The sequence below is a fragment of the Enterococcus sp. DIV1411a genome, from assembly GCF_050531945.1.
In the GTDB taxonomy this organism is placed as follows: Bacteria; Bacillota; Bacilli; order Lactobacillales; family Enterococcaceae; genus Enterococcus_B; species Enterococcus_B faecium.
On sequence record NZ_CP172892.1, the window covers coordinates 2,432,984 to 2,454,002 of the forward strand.

Sequence of the window (21,019 nt, forward strand, 5' to 3'; positions counted from 1 at the left end):
AAAACGGAAACTATTATATACGTGATACGGCTTCTGATAAATACCAAAACGAACGTACTTGATCAAAAACGGTTAAATCAGGAATCACATATTCAGCAGAAGGAAGATTTATGTTTTCACCTATTCCCAATACATGCATGTTACCAGCCAAAGCTGCTTGACAGCCAGCTTCTGAATCTTCAATGACCAAGCATGCATTTGGCGGTACATTCAATTGCTGTGCTCCTTTGAGAAAAACTTCCGGATCAGGTTTTGCTTTTGATACTTGCGTGCCGTCAATAAGGACATCAAAATAACTTGTCAAATTCGTTTTTTCTAAAATGAGGCGTGCATTTTTGCTTGCTGATCCCAATCCGATCTTGATGTTTGTTTTTTTCAAGTACTCAAGAACAGCTATTGCACCAGGCAAAACGGATGTTTCATCCATTTTTTGAATCGCTTGAAGATATAGATTGTTTTTTTGCTCAGCAAAGGCTGATTTCTCTTTTTCTGAGAATTTCTGTTCCATTTTTCCAAATGACAGCAATCGCTCTAGTGACTCGGTTCTGGATATTCCTTTCAGTTGCTCGTTTTCTTTCTCAGTGAATGGAATGGACAGCTGGTTAGCTATAACCAGCCACGCTTCGTAATGATAACGAGCTGTGTCTACAAGAACGCCATCTAAATCGAATAGCGCTGCTTTGATTTTCATCGATTACCTCCTTGAAAATGAACGACTTGAAGTAAAGATGCGATGTTTTTAGCTGTACGATGCAGATTATCAGTGGCTTGATGTAAAGCTTCTTCTAAAGGAACAGCTGCAGGAAGAATCGGAAAAACGGCCGAAATGCCAAAATCTGTTGCTTTTTCGCTTCCTTTACCAACACTTCCGCAAATAGCTATCACAGGAACGCCCTCTGGTACTCTTCTAGCAATCCCAACTGGCGCTTTTCCTTTTAGACTTTGTCCATCTAGACGTCCTTCGCCTACGATTACGAGGTCTGCTTGCTGTACCCGTTTATCGAACTCCAGTAAATCCAATACGTAGTCGATGCCAGAGACTATTTTCCCTGAAGCAAATGCTAATAGTCCTGCACCCATACCACCACCAGCACCACTTCCCGATGCCTCGATTACTTGAGGGGCAAATCTCATGTAAAAATCATGCATAGCTTGGTCAGCTACTGCTAGTTCATTTTCTTTCAAGCCTTTTTGTGGTCCGAAAATAAAAGAAGCGCCTTCTTTTCCGCATAAAAGATTAGTAACATCAGTAATGACAGTGATTTTGGCTTTAATCAGCTCAATAGGCACGTTCGTTTTATCAACTGTAGCAATTTTACCTAGATTTTCTCCCAGTGCTTCTACTTTTTGATTATCTTGATCGTAAAAAGCATAACCTAGACCTTCTGCCATGCCGATGCCGCCATCGTTGGTACTACTTCCGCCAACGCCGATGATGATGTGTCGAACACCTTGTTGCAACAATTGTCGTATCAGTTCTCCTACTCCTCGCGTGGATAACCTAAGTGGCTGTCGTTGGTTTAGTGGGACATCTTTCAATCCGACGATTTCTGCCATTTCAAAAATCGCAGTTTGACCGTCTGAAGCGTACTGGATTTCTTTGTTTTTGCCAAATGCATTAGTAACGACTGCTGTTTGCCGCTTCAACCTTAAACTGTCTGCTAATGATGAAACCGTTCCTTCTCCTCCATCGCCTATAGGTAGCAGATCATATTCAGCCTGAACAAAAACTTCTTGAAAACCTGATTGAATGGCTTGTGCTGCCTCTAAGGCTGTCAGACTTTCTTTGAAAGAATCTGGCGCAATCAGAATACGCATTATTTTCCCCTCCGTTCCAAGATCAGTTCTTTTTCCAGCTGGTATTGGTCTCCATTGACAAAAATAGGTAATGTTTCTTTCGTCTCTTTTTTTATTACTATTTGTTTTTTTGTCAAAACAAATAGCAACCTGTGATTTTTCCAAATAAAAGGAAAAGAAATTTTTTCCCATGCTGAAGGAAGTCTTGGAGAAATAGAAAGAGTTCCATTCGTTACTGTAATACCTGAAAAACCAAATATAACTGCTAGCCATAGTGCTCCTAATGAAGCAGCATGAATTCCGTCATCTGATGAATGCGGATCTGGTCCTAAATCAATCAGGCACGCTTCTTGGAATAAATGATACGCCCATTCCATTTCTTGGATACGGCAAGCCTCTATGGCGTGAATCGCTTTACTCAACGATGAGTCGTGGATCGTTTTGTTTTCATAGTAATGCAAATTCTTAGAAACGATTGGTTGAGAAAAATACTCAGGTAATAAGTATAACAGCATGACAAGATCTGCTTGCTTGCTGACTTGGAGTTCATTTACTTCGCTACGGGCATAATCAAGTAAAATAGACTGGCTGCCAGGACGTTCTTTGTAAGTGGTCAAATCAATAACTGGCTTACTGAGATACGTGTCATCTTGCGGAATCAGCTGTTCTTTGTTAGGCACTGGCAAATATAACTTATCTAAAAAATTTTGACATTCTTTCAAAAAAAGCGGATCGCCAGCTTGATATTTAACAGCTAAGGCCACATTATAATGCGCCAGATAGTTCGTATATGCATTATTGTCGATATATTCTGTGTATTCATCTGGACCAATGACTCTGTGTATCTCTAAATGATCATCGACTTTTACAGCTCTGCTCAGCCAAAAAGCTGCTGTTTCATGAATGAGCGTTTTTCCCTTTGTTTCTAAAAACGATTGATCCTCTGTTGCTTGGACATACTCTTGAACGGCATAAGCAAGGTCTGCACTGATATGGTGTTCTGCGGCAGCTGAAGCAACTTCTTGTCTTGTTCCGGTTTTGATATTCAATGCAGCAAATTTGGGTGTCTCTTCCTGACCAGTGTGTGCGCTCTCCCATGGGAAAAGTGCACCTTGATAGTGATAATCTCTTGCTTTTTGCCGTGCGCCTTCTAATCGATCATAACGGTACAGCAGCAAATTCTTTGCTACTTCAGGAAACTGATATAAAAAGAAAGGCAGGATAAAAATTTCCGTATCCCAGAAAACATGCCCTTTATAACCTTCGCCAGTTAGTCCCTTCGCCCCTACACTAACACTTGGATCATTGCGGGGAGTCATAATCTGTAAATGGTAAGCAGCGAAGTCCATCGCTAACTGATCGAAAGAAGAATCGCCTTGGATCGTTATCCGATGCTGATGCCAAAAATCTGTCCAATAAGACATCGACTGCTCTAAAATTTCTGTATAACTAACGCTTTTCTGGGCTTGGGCAATACTTTTCTTAAACGGGTCTGTTTGCTGAAGAGAGGTAGAGAGTACGATGATCTTCTCTAGCGTAAAGGACGTATTTTTTCTGATCTTTTCTGAAAAGGAAGCGGTGATCCGGCGATTTTTTGCTTGGAATACACCTGCTTTATTGAATTTAGCTGCAATCCCAATATCAATTTTACTTTCTGTTGTCTGGTAGGATGCACTGATCAAATCGTCACCAAATACTCGCAGTTCTTTTTCAACCAACTGCTGTGTACCAAAATTGGTTTGCTGTCCATCGATACCCGTTTTCACATCTACTTGGCAGTCTTCGGTCAACGGCTTGATGACCACTTTCAGGGCTGCCTGATGGAGATTATTTTGATCAGCAACACGACAAGTAATGACTTCCACTTTTTTTCCTTGAGCAGTTTCAATGAGCGCATAGCGTTTAAGCTCTCCCATTTCTAAATCTAGTACCCGCTCATATGCAAGAACTTTCATCGTCTCAAGAGAAAAATGTTCACCGTCGATTTTTATTTCCCATCTGATGACATCTGGGAGATTCACTAACTCGGCTGATTCTGCTCCTAAAGGTCGGTTATATACACCAGCTGCAAACATTCCCCTTACTTGATTCCGATAGTCTTCCTCCTGGCTTCCTCTGATACCAAAAAATCCATTTCCAATGGTCATCTGACTCGCATACTTATTGATATACTCTAAATCAAATTGTTTTTCTTCTACTTTCATAAGGTAATAACTTCTCCTGTTTCTGCCGAACGATATAAATTTTCCACCAGATTCTGGATGACATATCCTTGCCAGCCATCTGCAATCATCTGAGTCTGGTCACCGAGCGCCCGATTCACAAAATGAGCCATACTTAGTTCATGTGGGTCATTAACTGGCGTGGTCTTTTGTAAGGAAACCAGCTTTCCATCTACATCTTCGAATAGTTCGCCTGGATACAGATTAGCACCTGCCTGATCGCCACAAAAAGCCACATTCAGTTTGTCTTCTCTGATATTCAAAGCAAACGAAGTATTCAGTTGGATGATCTTGCCGTTTTCTAATTCCAGTGTGCCAAAAATTGCATCTTCTACTGTGAATTTGCTTGGATCCCATTTCCCGAATTTCCCTGAATTTTTTTTCGTACCAATTTTTTGGAAGCTGTACGCCCGAACGTTTTTTACTTTAGGAAATCCAGTAATATACATCGCTGTATCAAGCATGTGAATGCCATAATCGATCAAAGGCCCGCCTCCTTGAAGTTCTTTGTCGATAAACGTTCCCCAGCCTGGAACACCAGACCGACGAAGCGCATTCGCTTCTACGTAATAAATATCCCCGAGAACATCAAGATAATTCTTGATCATTGTTGCTTCGTCAGAAAAACGATGCTGGAATCCATAAGCCAAAATCTGCCCGTTTTTATCGGCTGTCTCTGCCATCTTTCTTGCTTGATCAGCTGTCATAGCTGGTGGTTTCTCGCACATCACTGAAGCATTAGCTTCGAGGGCAGCCAATACATGTTCGAAGTGAAAGCGATTGGGTGTACAGACACTCACGATATCGGGAGAAATCTCATTCAGCATTTGTGTAACTGATGTATACGCATGAGAAAATCCTGTACGTCGGCAAAAGTCTTCTGCTCGCTGGCTGACTGGATCAACCACAGCGACCAATTCTAAGACATCTGATCTTTTTTGATAATAAGCAGCATGTACTTTTTCTGCTACTTGTCCAGCGCCTATGATTGCTACTTTCTTCATTTATTTCTCCCTCCTTTGCTTATTTACTTATTGTTTTTCTTTCTCTATTCTTTCTCTAAATCATTTAAATGACGCGCTGTTTCCAGACAGTTTTTCAAGTATTGCAATGATTCCTGATAAATTTTCACTTCATTTTCTCCTCGCAAACGACATTCATATACCATATAACCTTCATACTCATTTTGAAGTAGCGTTTGAAAATGGCGAGTAAAATCAATTGCGCCAGATCCTGGTTGGTAGCGATGATTATCTGCTAAATGGATATGACCCACATACTCTTTTTGCGTAGTCAATGCTTTTGAAATATCATCTTCTTCAATATTCATATGATAAAAATCAGCGATGATCTGCACATGTTTCAATTGATTAGAGTCAATGTAATGACGCGCATCCGCTAACAAATTGATCATATGGTCTTGGTATCGGTTCAAAGGCTCCAAATAAATAACCGTACCTGTTTCTTCGGCTACTTTATCTAAATAACGAAGTGATTCGCTGACTGCTTTATAGTCTCCTTCTTTGCTTCGGGGTGAAACCATCGGCGGTAATCGATAAGTGAACATTCCCCAAGCTGCTGGGATAACGATTCCTTTGCCTCCAACCTCGCTTAGTGCACGCAAAATCTCAGCAATTTGACGTACACCATTAAGACGCCGTTCTTCGATAAAGTCACCGATCCACCCATCGTAGCCGTTACAAGCTGTCACTACTGGGATCCCTGTTTTTTTGATTGCCTGTTTGACTGTGTCGATATTTTCTATTAACAACTTACCGTCGATTTCGTATTCTTCAAATCCACAGTCTTTGATAAATCTAAATTTTTCTAAAATGTCTCTTGGGAAAAATGCTTGATCTTGCGTACCGAATTTCATTGTTCTCCTCCTTGTACTTGAACACCCATTTTGATACTTTCTTCTGGGTGCTGATCTACATAACGCATGTAAGCTTCTGCGCTTTCTGCAAATGGCACAACTGGATCAATGATTTCTTCACAATCCAAGTAACCGTTCATCAATAATTCCCAACATGTGTCCTCGATTCGTTTACGGTTCCATCTTGGGTAATCTGGGTTTGGTTCACTAGATGCTCGAGCAAAGACGATTTTTGCATTATTGAAATGTGCTTCGCGACCAAGATTAAACCCAGCTGGAAAAGGTTTAGCAAAGGCAACATAAGAAATGATCCCGCCATAGCCGATCCCTCTTAAAGAAGCTTGTAATGCGGCAGCACTGCCACTCGTTTCAATAACTGAATCTACTCCACGTTTATCTGTCAATTCCTTTAGACGAAAACCAACATCTGCTTTCATAGGATCTAGCGTGTAATCGGCACCGTATTTTTCTGCTAATTCTCTACGCTGCGCTATGGGATCGATCCCAACGATGGTAGTGGCACCTGCTTTTTTAGCTAATTGAATCGCAATTTGTCCGATAGCGCCTAAACCGAAGATTGCTACAGCATCACCTGCTCGAACATGTGCTTCTCGGATACCACCTAAAGCGAATTGAGCAGGATCGTAACATACTGCATTTTTCCATTGATCCAACCGATCAAGTTTACGTAGTTTATAATTATCAACACCGTTTGTAATCAGTGTTTCACGAATGGGTCCATAAGTGCAGACTAACTCTCCTTTTTGATACTCTGTCACCAAACTGCCCGTTTCTTCGATCGTACCGACAATCATATTTCCTAATTGAAATTCGCCAAATACCACACCGCGTTGGCTTCCTTCTTCTCTTGGCAAGAATAGGCGCCATTCTCCTGAAAATTCTTCATCGATAAATGGACTTAATCCTCTAAAGTCGACAATTTCTGTTCCTGGTTTTGGAGTAGCGAAAATTACTCGGATACGTACTTCGTTCTTTTCGATCTCGCGGTCTTCGTAATCTTTGAATCCGGCTATTCTTGGTTCTAATGCAACTAATTTTTTCATCTTTTCTTTCCTCTTTCTTTTCTTTTTATCCTTTTACGCCGCCTTCGACTAAATCACCTTTAATGAATCGTTCAGATAACGCATACATAATGATGACTGGTAAAGCGGTCACCAATGAAGCGGCCATCATTCGTCCCCAAATGTAGTCTGGTGTACTGAATAATGTGTTCAAACCGATTGGTAAAGTAAATTTTTCGGAGGTCGACAGGAAAATCGAAGCAAATAAATAATCATTCCACGAAACCATAAAACAATAAACGAAGACAGAAATGATTCCAGAAATAGCCAATGGTATAATGATCCGAATAATGATCTGGATCCGGCTAAGACCATCGATCATTGCTGCTTCTTCAATATCAGTCGGAATCGTGTCAAAATAACTTTTTAGCATGAATATCGCAGTAGGAAGTGTTTGAACGACCATCGTGATAATCAGTGCTGTATTGGTATCATACAAACCTAGACTGGAAATGATTTTAAATAATGGAACAACGATCAAAATACCGGAAAACATATAAACCGTGTAAAAGCTAGCATTGATTTTCGAGCGAGCTTTGAAGCGTAGTTTTGACAAAGCGTATGCCCCGCTGATCCCAATCACTACTGCAGTTACGGAGGCTATCAAGGAGATCACTAAACTATTTTTGAAATACATGATGAATGGAAAAATCTCAGCATTGAAAATATCCTGATAATGTTCAAAAGTCCATTCTTTCGGAAAAATAGTTTGTGTCGTTGCAATTGCTTCTTGTGAATCCTTGAATGATGTCATCAGCATGATCAAAAATGGAAACAAATTGACAGCTAATAGCAACAAAATCGTCGCGTAAAATAAGATTTTCCTGCTCTTTTTATTTTTCATTTCAAGTCCACCTTCTTTCGTGAGAGCAAGACGACCGCTGCAATAATGATGAACAATAGAATCGATATAGCTGCTGCTTTTCCAAGATCATTGAACGCAAAGGCTGTCTGATACAAATAAACGCCTAAGATATTGACTTTATTCGTCAGTAGATAGACATCTGTAAACATATAGAACATCCAGATAGATCGTAAAACAATCACAGTTGCTAGTACTGGTTTGATTGCCGGCAGTGTCACGATCTTGAACTTCTGCCAAGCATTTGCACCGTCCATTTCAGCTGCTTCATAAAGCGTTTTGTCGACTGTTTGCAAAATAGCCAAAAATGAAATAAACGCATACGGATAGTATCTCCAGATCGCAAACAAAACGACCATAAAGAAGCTAGCAACTGGCTGATCGAACCACAGCGGTGCTTCGTTGAAAAGCTGCAACCTATCTACTAACAGATCATTGACGATTCCATAACTATTATTGAACATATATTTCCAAGCAAAAATCAAAGAAATAGATGGCGTAACATAACTTAATAAAATCAGTGAACGCACCGTTTTCCTAAATCTGAACTTGCGGTTAAGCAAAATAGCTACGGCTAATCCTAAAGCTGTACTGCCTGCTACAACTAAGAATGTGTAAGCAACTGTTAAACCTAAAGAACGATAAAATTCACTATCACTTAAAATTTCAAGATAATTGCTTAATCCGATAAAAACGGCGTCTAAGTTAGGATTCAGCGGCATATCGAAAAAACTGATCTGAATATTGGAAAGCATTGGAATCAGCACTAAAACAGCTAATAAAAGCATGCTTGGTGCTAAAAGTCCCATGGCTAATTTTAAGTCAGAATGTTTCCTTGGACGATTCATTGAAACCTCCCCCTGATAATCTGCCAATAGCTATCTGATTTTTTCGAACACCATTGGCAGAACTTCTTGTTATTTCGTATTTTTTTGTGCGTCAGCTAAAGCTTGATCGACATCTTCGTTTCCGACAGTTACTTGGTTCACTGCTTTTCCGATCACACCTGAGCTTGTGATATCTCCCATTTTCGTGAAATTCTTTTCCCCGACTAGTCCAAAGACTTGTACTTCATCAAAAGCACTAGCAATCTCAGATGGCAGCTCGCCAAAAGACTTGATGACTTCATTTTCTTTGTAACCATCCAGTTCGACTACTTGTTTATTCACTGGTTGAGCACCACCAGGAGACATCAAGACCCACTTTTCCATGTTTTTCGGTTGAGATAAGAAAGCTGTGAATGCTTCAGCAGCCTCTTTTTGTTTCTCGTCTAGACCAGAAGAAATCGTCAATCCAGATACTGTGCCATAGACAGCTTGATCTTTTTGTGTTGGGATAGCAAAACCGATATTTTCTGAGTTCCCCGCTTCATAAACAGAAGGCAAAATGTAAGTTGAATAGATTGCCATTGGTGCTGTTCCATTCATGAAAGCATCTTTGATTTCTGTCACATCATTAGAGCCTGGCATCGTGTATTGGGATAAGTTTTGATAAAACGACAATGCTTCTCTCATCTTTTCCGTATCGATCGTTACCTCGCCTTCATCATCCAAAACATTTGCTCCATTTGACAAAGCAAATTGAGAGAACGCTTGCTCACTCATTGTTCCTTCAGCAGTAGGCATAGCAATTCCATATTGTTTATTCTCTTTATCTGTGAAATGTTGAGCAATTTTTAAAATATCATCCCAATTTTCTGGTTCTGAAAAACCAGCTTCTGATAATTTTTCTTTGTCATACCAAATACCTTGAACCCAGCCGCTAATTGGTGCAGCAATATAGCTTTTTCCATCTTCTGAACGAACAAGGTTTTTGGCTCCGTCATAATAATTATCTTCTCCAGCTTCCTCGATAACGTTTTGGACTGCCGTCTGATCAATCAGTTCATCTTTATCCATCACTTTAGCAAAATCCTGACTGACTTCCATTACTTCTGGTAATTTACCGGAACGAGCTAACGTAACGATTTTCGTATTGAACGCTGATTCTTCTACCGGCACTTGCTTGATTTTGATGTCTGGATTTTCTTTTTCAAAATCAGCAACCAGTTCATTGATCACACTTAATCGTTCCTGTTCGACAGAAGAGTGCATGAATTGAATCGTTGTCTGTTGTGATTCGTTAGAGCTTTGACTTTCACCACAAGCAGTAAGAAGAAATCCAGTAGCTAGCAGACAGGTAGTAACAATAATTTTTTTCATTTTTTCCACCTCTTATTTTATTATTTTCAGCCACATATATTCATACGGCTGGAATATCAACTTTCGTTCTTGACTGCAATGGATAATTTGTCCAGAAAACAGGTCTAGGTAATCTCCTTTTGGTAAAAGATAACCTGCTGATTGATTGGAAAAATTATGGATAACTAAGACTTTCTCTTCCTTCGCTTCGCGAATAAAACTGATAAAAGAATCAGCTGAGTCCAGTAAGTAAATCAAACTATTCGGATGGAAGGCTTTTTCTTTTTTTCGAATAGATAGCATCTGGGTCAATTCACCATATACTGCTGTTCTTAATGGATCTGTCTGCAACTCTTTCTCAATATCTGCTAACAAAAATTTTTGCCGATTGATTTTTCGATTCTCTCCTGTTTTTTCTACGCCTTTGTAATCATTTCGACTTCCCAGCACACTTTGAATATAAATTGCCGGCACGCCTGGTAAAGTTACCAAAAATGAATGAGCTGCTAAAAAGCGTTTGCTTCTCCATTCCGTCGTATCTGTTGGAGAACTTAACGCATCTAGATACGTAGCGTTTATCTCATATGGACTGGTCGTTCCATCTGGGTTTTTCTTGTAGTTTACTCGGGCACCCTCTTTCTTCAGCTGTTCCACTAATTCAAGGATCGTTTTTTCCGGCAGAATACCTCTTATCGGGTTTAATCCGATTCCGTCATGGGAAGCTAAAAAATTAAAAAAGGTCGTTTTTTTCGATGTAAAATTGATTGTTTCTAACCATTCTTTCAACTTACTTGTATTTCCCGAGCGTATCGCGTGAAGAGTCAAAGGTGGCAGTGAAAACTGATAGACCATCTGTGCTTCATTCCTGCCATCGCCAAAATAACTAATATTATCTTTGTGTGGCACATTTGTCTCGGTGATCAATACCGTTCCTGGAGCTGCTTCATCAACGATTGCACGGAATAACTGAATAATCTTATGCGTTTCTGGCAGGTGTATACAAGAAGTTCCTAGTTCTTTCCATAAAAACCCCACAGCATCTAAACGAATAAATGAAGCGCCTTTTTCTAGGTAAAACAAAAGAATATCGATCATTTTCAATAAAACTTCTGGGTTTTTAAAATTCAAATCTACTTGATCTTCGCTAAAAGTCGTCCATACATGTTTTTCTTTCCCGTTTTTGTCGATGAAAGTTGTAAGTAGTGGACTAGTCCTTGGTCTAGTCACGCTGCTTGTATCTGTATCCAGTGGCAAATCAATAAAAAAATCTTTGTACGTATCATTCAAGTTTAAATATTCCTGAAACCAAGTACTTTCGGCAGACATATGATTGCAGACAAAGTCGAACATTAACCGTGTTTCGCTTCTCATTTCTTCTATATCTTCCCATGTGCCCAAACGGTCGTTGATTGCCTGATAATTTACAACGGAGAAACCATCATCAGATGTATATGGGAAAAATGGCAAGAAATGTACAACTCTAAATGTATCTGCCAAATACTTTTGATAAAATTTCTTAAATGTACGCAAAGTTGGTTGCTGCTCTTCAAAAAATTGATCCCCATAAGTAATCAAGAAAATATCTTCTTCGTCCCAATGCAGTTTGCCTGCCTGGCCTTTCTTCTGCTGATAATCACTGACTTTTTGTTCAATCATAGAGGCGGTTTTCTCAGCCAAATCTGAGTCGCGATAAATCGCTTGTAAAAGTTTTGTATACATCGGATTCCCCTTTCTTTTTTGGGAGCGTTCCCAACGATTTGATCATATTATGGAAAACGCTTACTGTCAATAGCATTTTTTTAAATAATTTTGATATACAAAAAAATACAAATAAGAAAGCTTATGTATCAATAGTTAATAGCTTCTTAAAAAAATATGGTCTCTCATGATCATGCAAGCTATTCCTAAATTTTCAAAATCATAGACAAAAAAGAATGTCTATTGTACTATGGAATTATTCTAAAACGCTCCCAAAAAGGAGGTGCATATAAAATTGAAACCTACTATTTATGACATTGCGAACAAAGCCAATGTCTCCAAATCAACTGTCTCCAGAGTATTAAATAACCAGCCAAATATCTCTGATAAAGCAAAAGCAAGTGTACTTCAAGCAATCAAAGAATTGAATTATGAACCGAGCAAAATTGCAAGAGGACTGTCAGGAAATGGTTTTGACGCGATTCTAGCATTATCTCATCGTACTTCTCATACGACCTATGGCAATCCTTTTTTTTCAGATGTTATTCAATCCATTTCTGCCGTTTCTGAACAAAATAACTTCGACTTGATTCTACAAACGGCAAAAACACCAGAAGAAGAGCTAGAAAAATGCGCGAAAAAGATCCAAGAAAAAATGATTCGAGGAATTATTATTTTAAGCTCTACGATGGATGAAACACTTCTTTTTGAATTGGATCAATACAATATTCCTATTGTGGTAATCGGAAAAGTCGGAAACGACTACACGAACATCTACTCAGTGGACACGGATAATTTCCAGGATAGTTACGATTTGGTGGAAACACTGATCAAGAATGGACACCGTCATATCGGCTGTCTCCATGCTCCGACAGAAGTTTATGTATCCAATGATCGTCTCAATGGTTACCGTCAATGCTTATTTGATCATCACCTAGATATCCGTAATGAATGGATCATAGACGGCGGCTTTCGCTTAGAAGACAGCATGGCAGCAATGAATGATTTAATGAAGTTGCGAGAAAGACCAACTGCGATTTTTTCTACCGATGCATTAAAATCATTGAGTATTTACAAAGTGGCAGAACAAACTGGAAAGCAGATACCTGATGATCTTTCGATCGCAGGATTCAGTGATCCCTTATTGTCCTCCCTATTTTCGCCACAGCTGACTCGGATAGACATTCCAACAAATCAGTTAGGAATCAAAGCCACAGAACTTTTATTCCAATTGATCCATCACCAATACCCAGAAGAAAAAAGAATCATTCTTTCAACCGAGATTACTCTCACAGATTCGATCCAACAACAAGAAATGTAGGGCAGATTTATAAAAGAACAGAAACACTGAGGATAAGTCAGTTACTCTGTTCTTTTTTCAATCACTCATCCTCCATTACCCCCTCCCGGTATTTTATTCGAGGAACTATTCACTAATAGCTAGCAAAATATTAAAAATAACCGCTCTATCTTCCCATGAATTTATTTTGCATTCAAAAAATGATCTATCTTTATTTTTATTGATTGACTTCTCTGGGAAGATGATCGTTCCGATACCTTAATGGGATACGAACCGATGTTGTAAGATCCTTTCCCACTTTTCTTCTAGTTAGACAAATTATTTTAGACAAACAAAAAAAGAGGTTGTGACAATAATTTGTCACAACCTCTTTTGTAAAATATCTATTTTGTTTGATTGTTCATTGCGTCTTCTGCAGCCATTTGTGCTTCAATATCTGAAATACTGTAGACATTTTCGCTTGCTACACCGACTTCTTTTGGTTCCATGTCACGGTAACGTTGCATACCAGTACCAGCTGGGATGATCTTACCGATAATAACATTTTCTTTCAAACCAAGAAGAGGATCTTTCTTACCGCGGATCGCAGCATCCGTCAAGACACGAGTTGTTTCTTGGAATGATGCAGCAGATAAGAAACTATTTGTTTCTAATGATGCTTTTGTGATACCTAGCAAGACAGGTCGAGAAGTTGCAGGAACGCCTCCTGAGACTAGCGTATTGTAATTTTGATCTTTAAAGTCTGCGATGTCTAATAATGTACCTGGTAAGATATCTGTATCACCTGGATCCATTACACGAACTTTACGCAGCATTTGACGAACCATTACTTCGATATGCTTGTCGCCGATTTCTACCCCTTGCATACGGTAAACACGTTGTACTTCACGAAGCAAGTAGTTTTCAACAGATAATACATCGCGAACTTGCAACAATTGTTTTGGATCGATTGATCCTTCTGTCAATGGCGCACCACGGTGGATCATATCGCCTTCTGCTACTTTCATACGTGCTGTATAAGGAACAGTATACGTACGTTTATCTGTTTTTCCTTTGATTGTTACTTCTTTGGTACGTGTTGCAGGATCTTCTGAGATATCGATGACATCCCCTGTTACTTCTGTGATCACTGCTTGCCCTTTCGGATTACGTGCTTCAAAGATTTCTTGGACACGAGGAAGACCTTGAGTGATATCGTCTCCGGCAACCCCACCCGTATGGAATGTACGCATCGTCAACTGAGTACCAGGTTCACCGATTGATTGAGCGGCGATCGTACCAACTGCTTCTCCGACTTCAACGTCAGAGCCAGTTGCAAGGTTGCGTCCGTAACAATGTTTGCAGACACCATGTTTTGTATTACATGTGAAGACAGAACGGATTGTCACTGTTTCGACACCTGCATCAACGATTTGTTTTGCGATGTCTTCGGAAATCAATTGGTTTCCTGCAATGATCAATTCATTTGTTTCAGGATGACGTACTTCTTTACGAGTGTAACGTCCCACTAAACGATCTTCTAATGATTCGATGATTTCATTTCCTTCACGGATTGCTTGGATTTCAAGACCTCGGTCAGTACCGCAATCTTCTTCACGGATGATTACATCTTGGGCCACGTCAACCAGACGACGAGTCAAGTAACCTGAATCGGCAGTCTTCAAGGCTGTATCGGTCATCCCTTTACGAGCCCCGTGAGTTGAGATAAACATTTCCAAGACGGATAGTCCTTCACGGAAGTTCGAAATGATTGGCAATTCCATGATTCGACCATTAGGAGCGGCCATCAAACCACGCATTCCGGCAAGCTGTGTAAAGTTGGAAATGTTCCCACGAGCTCCAGAATCAGACATCATGAAGATTGGGTTTTTCGCTTCCAAACCTTCCATCAGTTTTTGTTGGATGCTGTCTTTTGCAGCGTTCCAAACAGCAATGACACGTTCATAACGTTCGTCATCTGTAATCAGACCACGACGGAATTGTTTTGTAATAGTTTCAACTTGTTTATGGGCATTTTCAATGATTTCTTGTTTTTCATTCAGTACACTGATGTCAGCGATCCCTACTGTGATACCGGCATGTGTTGAATGTTTATACCCTAAGTCTTTCATACGGTCAAGCATCTTAGAAGTTTCTGTTACTTTGAATCGTTTGAAGACTTCTGCGATGATGTTTCCTAAGTTTTTCTTCTTGAACGGTAATACTAATTCTTGCTCTTTGATATGTGCAGGAATATCAGTACCAGCTTCAACAAAGTATTTGTCCGGTGTTTGGACGGTCAAGTTGAAGTCTGTTGGTTCATTCAGATAAGGGAATTCAGGAGGCATGATCTCGTTGAAGATGATCTTACCAACTGTTGTGATCATCGTACGTTCTTTTTGCCATTCAGTAAATGGTTTTTCACCTAATGAGTTAGGGTTCACACCGATACGTGAATGTAAATGAACATATCCGTTGCGCCATGCGATAACGGCTTCGTTTTGATCTCTGAAGACCATTCCTTCGCCTTCGCGTCCTTCTTCTTCCATTGTCAAGTAGTAGTTACCTAGAACCATATCTTGAGAAGGAGTAACAACTGGTTTACCATCTTTAGGGTTCAAGATGTTTTGAGCAGCTAACATCAACATACGTGCTTCTGCTTGTGCTTCTTCATTCAATGGAACGTGGACAGCCATTTGGTCTCCATCGAAATCGGCATTATAAGCTTCACATACAAGTGGATGCAAACGGATTGCGCGTCCTTGTACTAAAACTGGTTCGAATGCTTGGATACCAAGTCGGTGAAGCGTAGGTGCCCGGTTCAGCAATACTGGGTGTTCCTTGATTACGTCTTCTAAGACATCCCATACTTCGTCTTCTTGACGTTCGATTTTACGTTTAGCGTTTTTGATGTTTGAAGCTAGTTCGCGTTGAACAAGCTCACGCATCACGAATGGTTTGAATAATTCGATAGCCATTTCTTTTGGAAGTCCACATTGGTACATCTTCAAGAAAGGTCCAACAACGATAACGGAACGACCGGAGTAGTCGACACGTTTACCTAGCAAGTTTTGACGGAAACGACCTTGTTTCCCTTTCAACATATGAGAAAGAGATTTCAATGGGCGGTTACCTGGTCCAGTAACTGGACGTCCGCGACGACCGTTATCGATCAATGCATCTACTGCTTCTTGCAGCATACGTTTTTCATTTTGAACGATGATTCCAGGTGCATTCAAGTCTAACAAACGTTTCAAACGGTTATTACGGTTGATTACACGACGGTAAAGATCATTCAAGTCACTTGTTGCAAAACGTCCACCTTCTAATTGAACCATTGGGCGTAAATCTGGTGGAATAACAGGGATAACGTCCATAACCATCCAGCTTGGTTGATTTCCTGAAGCGCGGAATGCTTCTAAAATATCCAAACGGCGGATTGCACGTGTACGTTTTTGTCCTTGTGCAGATTTCAATTCTTCTTTCAATTCGGCTGCTTCTGCATCTAGATCAACATTATCAAGTAATTGCTTGATCGCTTCTGCACCCATAGCAGCTTGGAATTCTTGTCCATATTGTTCACGTTTTTCGCGATATTCGCGTTCTGTCAACAATTGTTTTTTCTCTAAATTCGTATTTCCTGGTTCGATGACTACATATGAAGCAAAATAAATGATTTCTTCCAAAGCGCGTGGGCTCATGTCTAATACAAGACCCATACGTGAAGGAATCCCTTTAAAGTACCAGATATGTGAAACAGGAGCTGCTAATTCAATATGTCCCATGCGTTCACGGCGAACTTTCGAACGAGTAACTTCCACTCCGCATCGATCACAAACGATTCCTTTATAACGGATACGTTTGTATTTTCCGCAGGCACATTCCCAGTCTTTTGTAGGACCAAAAATCCGCTCACAGAACAACCCTTCGCGTTCAGGTTTTAAGGTACGATAGTTAATCGTCTCAGGTTTTTTTACTTCACCGTAAGACCAGCTTCTGATTTTTTCGGGAGAAGCCAAACCTATTTGCATACTTTCGAATTTATTTACATCGATCAAAAGGGGTTCCCTCCATTTCATTTAATGGCAAACCGCAAGACGGCTGATCTTCGACCGCCTTGCAGCTCATAGACCGGATTAGTCTAAATTATCTTCTGCGGTTTCAAAGTTTTGGATGACATCGTCTTTTTCATCTTCCACTTGTTCAGCAGCTTTCTTTTCTAATTCTTTGGCAGTTTGCTGTTCGGCAAATTTTGTCAAAGCATCAACAGTGATCAAATCGTCGTCTTCATCGTCCATGTCGCGAAGTTCGATCTCTGTTTCTTCGATATCCAAGACACGCATGTCCAGACCTAGTGATTGCAATTCTTTCACCAATACGCGGAATGATTCCGGTACACCTGGTTTTGGAATTGGTTCACCCTTGACGATTGCTTCGTATGTTTTCACACGTCCGACTACGTCATCTGATTTGTATGTCAAGATTTCTTGTAAAGTATAAGCCGCACCGTAAGCTTCCAGTGCCCATACTTCCATTTCACCAAAACGTTGTCCACCAAATTGAGCTTTACCTCCCAATGGTTGTTGTGTAACCAATGAGTAAGGTCCGATTGAACGTGCATGCAATTTGTCATCGACCATGTGAGCAAGTTTGATCATGTACATCACACCGACAGACACACGTCCATCAAATGGTTCACCTGTACGTCCGTCGTACAGAACAGTTTTCGCATCGCTGGCCATACCGGCTTCACGAACTGTTTCCCATACGTCTTCATCACTTGCACCATCAAATACTGGCGTTGCTACGTGGATACCTAACTGACGTGCAGCCATACCCAAGTGTAATTCCAATACTTGCCCGATGTTCATACGTGAAGGCACCCCTAAAGGATTCAGCATGATATCGATTGGTGTTCCATCAGGTAGGAATGGCATATCTTCTTCCGGCATAATACGGGATACAACCCCTTTATTTCCGTGACGACCGGCCATTTTATCCCCTTCATGGATTTTACGTTTTTGAACGATATAAACACGAACTAACATGTTTACGCCTGGTGACAATTCATCTCCAGCTTCACGAGTAAAGATTTTCACATCGTGAACGATCCCGCCGCCGCCATGTGGTACACGTAATGATGTATCGCGGACTTCACGAGCTTTTTCGCCAAAGATCGCATGCAATAGACGTTCTTCTGCAGATAATTCTGTTACCCCTTTTGGCGTGACTTTCCCTACAAGCAAATCGCCATCTTGGACTTCTGCACCAATACGGATGATACCCATTTCGTCTAAATCTTTTAATGCGTCTTCCCCGACATTAGGGATTTCGCGTGTGATTTCTTCAGGTCCTAATTTTGTATCGCGGGCTTCTGATTCATATTCTTCAATATGGATAGAAGTGTATACGTCATCTTTTACCAAACGACGGCTCATGATGATCGCATCTTCATAGTTGTACCCTTCCCAAGTCATGAAACCAACTAAAACGTTTTGGCCTAGAGCCATTTCGCCTTGTTCCATAGATGGTCCGTCTGCCAGAGTATCCCCTTTTTCGACTTTCTCACCCAAATGAACGATTGGACGTTGGTTGTAGCTTGTTCCGGAGTTTGAACGACGGAATTTTGTTACATCGTATTTATCTAATGCACCGTTGTCGCGGCGTACACGGATTTCAGAAGCATCAACGTATTCAACGACACCGTCATGTTTACATAACAAAGCAGCTCCTGAGTCATGCGCTGATTTGTATTCCATACCAGTACCAACCCATGGTGCTTGAGGATTGATCAACGGCACTGCTTGACGCTGCATGTTGGCACCCATCAAGGCACGGTTGGAGTCATCGTTTTCCAAGAAAGGAATACATGCTGTCGCAACGGCAACTACTTGTTTAGGTGATACGTCCATGTAGTCTACTTTATCAATAGATACTTCTAAGTTTTCACTTTGAGCACGAGCCATAACAACGTCTTGAGCAAATGTTCCATCTTCATTCAATGGGCTGTTTGCTTGGGCTACGATGTAATGGTCTTCGATGTCTGCTGTCAAGTAGTCGATTTGGTCGGTTACACGACCTGTTTCGCGGTCTACACGACGATAAGGTGTTTCGATAAATCCGAATTTATTTACTTTCGCATAACTGGACAAACTATTGATCAACCCGATGTTTGGGCCTTCAGGAGTTTCGATCGGACACATACGGCCATAGTGGGAGTAGTGAACGTCACGAACTTCATAACCGGCACGGTCACGAGTCAATCCGCCAGGTCCTAAGGCTGAAAGACGACGTTTGTGTGTCAATTCGCCAAGAGGATTTGTTTGGTCCATGAACTGAGACAACTGAGAAGAACCAAAGAATTCTTTGATACTTGCCACAACTGGACGGATATTGATCAATTGTTGAGGTGTCAATGTTTCAGTATCTTGGATCGACATTCTTTCACGAACCACACGTTCCATACGTGCTAGACCGATACGGAATTGGTTTTGTAAAAGTTCACCGACTGAACGGATACGACGGTTTCCTAAGTGGTCGATATCATCGACATTGCCGATACCTTCCATCAAGTTCAAGAAATAGCTCATTGAAGCAATGATGTCGGCTGGACGAACCGTTTTTACAGCTGCTTCTGGATAGCCGTTTCCGATCACATTTACTTCACGTTCAGGGTCTCTTGGTGAAAATACTTTGATGACTTGGACAGTCATTGGATCTGTGACCACACCATCTTCTGATGGATAGTAAGTCACTGAATTTAGACCGTTATCAATGAAAGGAGCTAATGTTTCCATGACTTGGTGAGTCAAGACTGTTCCTTTTTCAACGATGATCTCGCCTGTTTCTGGATCAACTAATGTTTCAGCTAATGTCAGATTCAATAGACGTGTTTTCAAATCTAATTTTTTGTTTACTTTGTAACGACCAACGTTTGCTAAGTCGTAACGTTTTGGATCGAAGAAACGAGCATTCAGCAAGTTACGTGAGCTGTCTGCTGTTTTTGGTTCGCCTGGACGCAAACGTTCGTAAACGTCTTTCAAACCTTCTTCTGTTCTTGAGTCGCTTGCGTTTTTATGCAAGTCTTTTTCGACTGTATTGCGTAATGTTTCGCTGTCGCCGAAGATTTCAAAGATCGTATCATCGGAACCAAATCCTAACGCACGAACTAATACGGTTAAAGGAATCTTACGTGTACGGTCGATACGTACATAAGAGATGTCTTTTGCATCAGTTTCCATTTCTAGCCAAGCGCCACGGTTAGGGATAACAGTAGAACCGAATCCTTCTTTTCCGTTTTTGTCGACTTTTCCATGGAAATAGACACCTGGTGAACGGACTAACTGAGAAACGATTACTCGCTCTGCCCCGTTGATGATGAATGTTCCTTGTTCTGTCATTAATGGGAAATCACCGAAGAATACTTCTTGTGCTTTGATTTCGCCAGTCTCGCGGTTTGTCAAACGCAATGTTACATGTAATGGTGCAGAGTAGTTTGCATCATGCGCACGAGCTTCTGCTACTGTATACTTTGGTTCTTTCAATTCATAATCTACAAATTCCAAAGATAGATTGCCATTGAAGTCATCGATTGGCAAAATGTCTTCAAACATTTCTCTAAGTCCCTCATCTAAGAACCATTGGTAAGAGTCTGTTTGAATTTCGATCAAATTTGGTAATTCCAACACTTCACTGATTCTTGCGAAACTTCTACGTTCGCGATGTTTTCCGTATTTTACTACGTGTCCAGCCAAGCTCTTCACCCCTCTAAAATGTCATTCAAAAAGACTACCCGATCAATTGTTACAATAATATTTCAAATATTATTTTTAGGTAACAACAGACATTTTTTGCGGCTTTTAGGCAAAAAAAAACCAAAAATAGAACATTCTCTTGAAACCTTACTTCGTGAGCTTCTACTTTTGTTTCCTTATATTAAAGCCGAAACGGACAATATTTCGTTTCTGCCTTTTCTTCATCAGATAGTTTTTGCAACTTCATATACTACACTTATTTTCTATAA

Annotated in this window: 13 protein-coding genes; 1 reads left to right on the plus strand and 12 read right to left on the minus strand. The window is 40.4% G+C overall.

Translation table 11 applies throughout. The features are described 5' to 3' along the window. Positions 1 to 13: 13 nt before the first annotated feature. From pgmB to IGJ87_RS11880, 10 genes are all read right to left on the minus strand, one after another. A complete protein-coding gene (pgmB, locus tag IGJ87_RS11835) occupies positions 14 to 691 on the minus strand; it encodes a beta-phosphoglucomutase (protein ID WP_002328247.1) in 678 nt (225 codons plus the stop codon). Then, positions 688 to 1,818, minus strand: coding sequence for a glycerate kinase (locus IGJ87_RS11840; protein ID WP_002328248.1), 1,131 nt, complete (start codon positions 1,816 to 1,818; stop codon positions 688 to 690). Before IGJ87_RS11840 ends, pgmB begins: the two co-directional genes overlap by 4 nt. Then, entirely contained in the window at positions 1,818 to 4,001 is a 2,184-nt protein-coding gene (locus IGJ87_RS11845; protein ID WP_002302351.1) for a glycoside hydrolase family 65 protein, read from the minus strand. The genes IGJ87_RS11840 and IGJ87_RS11845 overlap by 1 nt, the downstream gene beginning before the upstream one ends. Beyond that, positions 3,998 to 5,023: a Gfo/Idh/MocA family protein gene (locus tag IGJ87_RS11850; RefSeq protein WP_002318027.1), complete on the minus strand. Its 1,026-nt coding sequence runs from the start codon at positions 5,021 to 5,023 to the stop codon at positions 3,998 to 4,000. Before IGJ87_RS11850 ends, IGJ87_RS11845 begins: the two co-directional genes overlap by 4 nt. A 44-nt stretch (positions 5,024 to 5,067) precedes the next feature. Beyond that, the gene (locus IGJ87_RS11855; protein WP_002328250.1) at positions 5,068 to 5,895 is read right to left on the minus strand and encodes a sugar phosphate isomerase/epimerase family protein; all 828 of its coding nucleotides are present in this window, start codon (positions 5,893 to 5,895) and stop codon (positions 5,068 to 5,070) included. Continuing rightward, positions 5,892 to 6,959, minus strand: coding sequence for a zinc-dependent alcohol dehydrogenase (locus tag IGJ87_RS11860; protein WP_002338724.1), 1,068 nt, complete (start codon positions 6,957 to 6,959; stop codon positions 5,892 to 5,894). The genes IGJ87_RS11855 and IGJ87_RS11860 overlap by 4 nt, the downstream gene beginning before the upstream one ends. A gap of 25 nt (positions 6,960 to 6,984) precedes the next feature. Then, complete coding sequence (locus tag IGJ87_RS11865) at positions 6,985 to 7,821, minus strand: carbohydrate ABC transporter permease (protein WP_002328252.1); 837 nt, start codon at positions 7,819 to 7,821, stop codon at positions 6,985 to 6,987. Beyond that, the gene (locus IGJ87_RS11870) at positions 7,818 to 8,687 is read right to left on the minus strand and encodes a carbohydrate ABC transporter permease (protein WP_002302347.1); all 870 of its coding nucleotides are present in this window, start codon (positions 8,685 to 8,687) and stop codon (positions 7,818 to 7,820) included. The genes IGJ87_RS11865 and IGJ87_RS11870 overlap by 4 nt, the downstream gene beginning before the upstream one ends. A 69-nt stretch (positions 8,688 to 8,756) precedes the next feature. Then, a complete protein-coding gene (locus IGJ87_RS11875; protein WP_002288135.1) occupies positions 8,757 to 10,040 on the minus strand; it encodes an ABC transporter substrate-binding protein in 1,284 nt (427 codons plus the stop codon). A 12-nt stretch (positions 10,041 to 10,052) separates the two neighbouring features. Further along, positions 10,053 to 11,738, minus strand: coding sequence for an alpha-amylase family glycosyl hydrolase (locus IGJ87_RS11880; RefSeq protein ID WP_002328253.1), 1,686 nt, complete (start codon positions 11,736 to 11,738; stop codon positions 10,053 to 10,055). A gap of 274 nt (positions 11,739 to 12,012) precedes the next feature. Here IGJ87_RS11880 and IGJ87_RS11885 point away from each other — a divergent pair, with 274 nt between their 5' ends. Then, complete coding sequence (locus IGJ87_RS11885; RefSeq protein ID WP_002300082.1) at positions 12,013 to 13,038, plus strand: LacI family DNA-binding transcriptional regulator; 1,026 nt, start codon at positions 12,013 to 12,015, stop codon at positions 13,036 to 13,038. Between the two features lie 362 nt (positions 13,039 to 13,400). Here IGJ87_RS11885 and rpoC read toward each other — a convergent pair whose 3' ends face one another. Both rpoC and rpoB read right to left on the minus strand, forming a co-directional pair. Beyond that, complete coding sequence (gene rpoC, locus IGJ87_RS11890) at positions 13,401 to 17,054, minus strand: DNA-directed RNA polymerase subunit beta' (protein WP_089030517.1); 3,654 nt, start codon at positions 17,052 to 17,054, stop codon at positions 13,401 to 13,403. Between the two features lie 78 nt (positions 17,055 to 17,132). Then, positions 17,133 to 20,750, minus strand: coding sequence for a DNA-directed RNA polymerase subunit beta (gene rpoB / locus IGJ87_RS11895; protein ID WP_002295964.1), 3,618 nt, complete (start codon positions 20,748 to 20,750; stop codon positions 17,133 to 17,135). Positions 20,751 to 21,019: the final 269 nt, after the last annotated feature.

Excerpts from the sequence above, each read along its gene's own strand:
- pgmB (WP_002328247.1), bottom strand. The coding sequence starts at position 691 with ATGAAAATCAAAGCAGCGCTATTCGATTTAGATGGCGTTCTTGTAGAC.
- IGJ87_RS11840 (WP_002328248.1), bottom strand. The coding sequence starts at position 1,818 with ATGCGTATTCTGATTGCGCCAGATTCTTTCAAAGAAAGTCTGACAGCC.
- IGJ87_RS11845 (WP_002302351.1), bottom strand. The coding sequence starts at position 4,001 with ATGAAAGTAGAAGAAAAACAATTTGATTTAGAGTATATCAATAAGTAT.
- IGJ87_RS11850 (WP_002318027.1), bottom strand. The coding sequence starts at position 5,023 with ATGAAGAAAGTAGCAATCATAGGCGCTGGACAAGTAGCAGAAAAAGTA.
- IGJ87_RS11855 (WP_002328250.1), bottom strand. The coding sequence starts at position 5,895 with ATGAAATTCGGTACGCAAGATCAAGCATTTTTCCCAAGAGACATTTTA.
- IGJ87_RS11860 (WP_002338724.1), bottom strand. The coding sequence starts at position 6,959 with ATGAAAAAATTAGTTGCATTAGAACCAAGAATAGCCGGATTCAAAGAT.
- IGJ87_RS11865 (WP_002328252.1), bottom strand. The coding sequence starts at position 7,821 with ATGAAAAATAAAAAGAGCAGGAAAATCTTATTTTACGCGACGATTTTG.
- IGJ87_RS11870 (WP_002302347.1), bottom strand. The coding sequence starts at position 8,687 with ATGAATCGTCCAAGGAAACATTCTGACTTAAAATTAGCCATGGGACTT.
- IGJ87_RS11875 (WP_002288135.1), bottom strand. The coding sequence starts at position 10,040 with ATGAAAAAAATTATTGTTACTACCTGTCTGCTAGCTACTGGATTTCTT.
- IGJ87_RS11880 (WP_002328253.1), bottom strand. The coding sequence starts at position 11,738 with ATGTATACAAAACTTTTACAAGCGATTTATCGCGACTCAGATTTGGCT.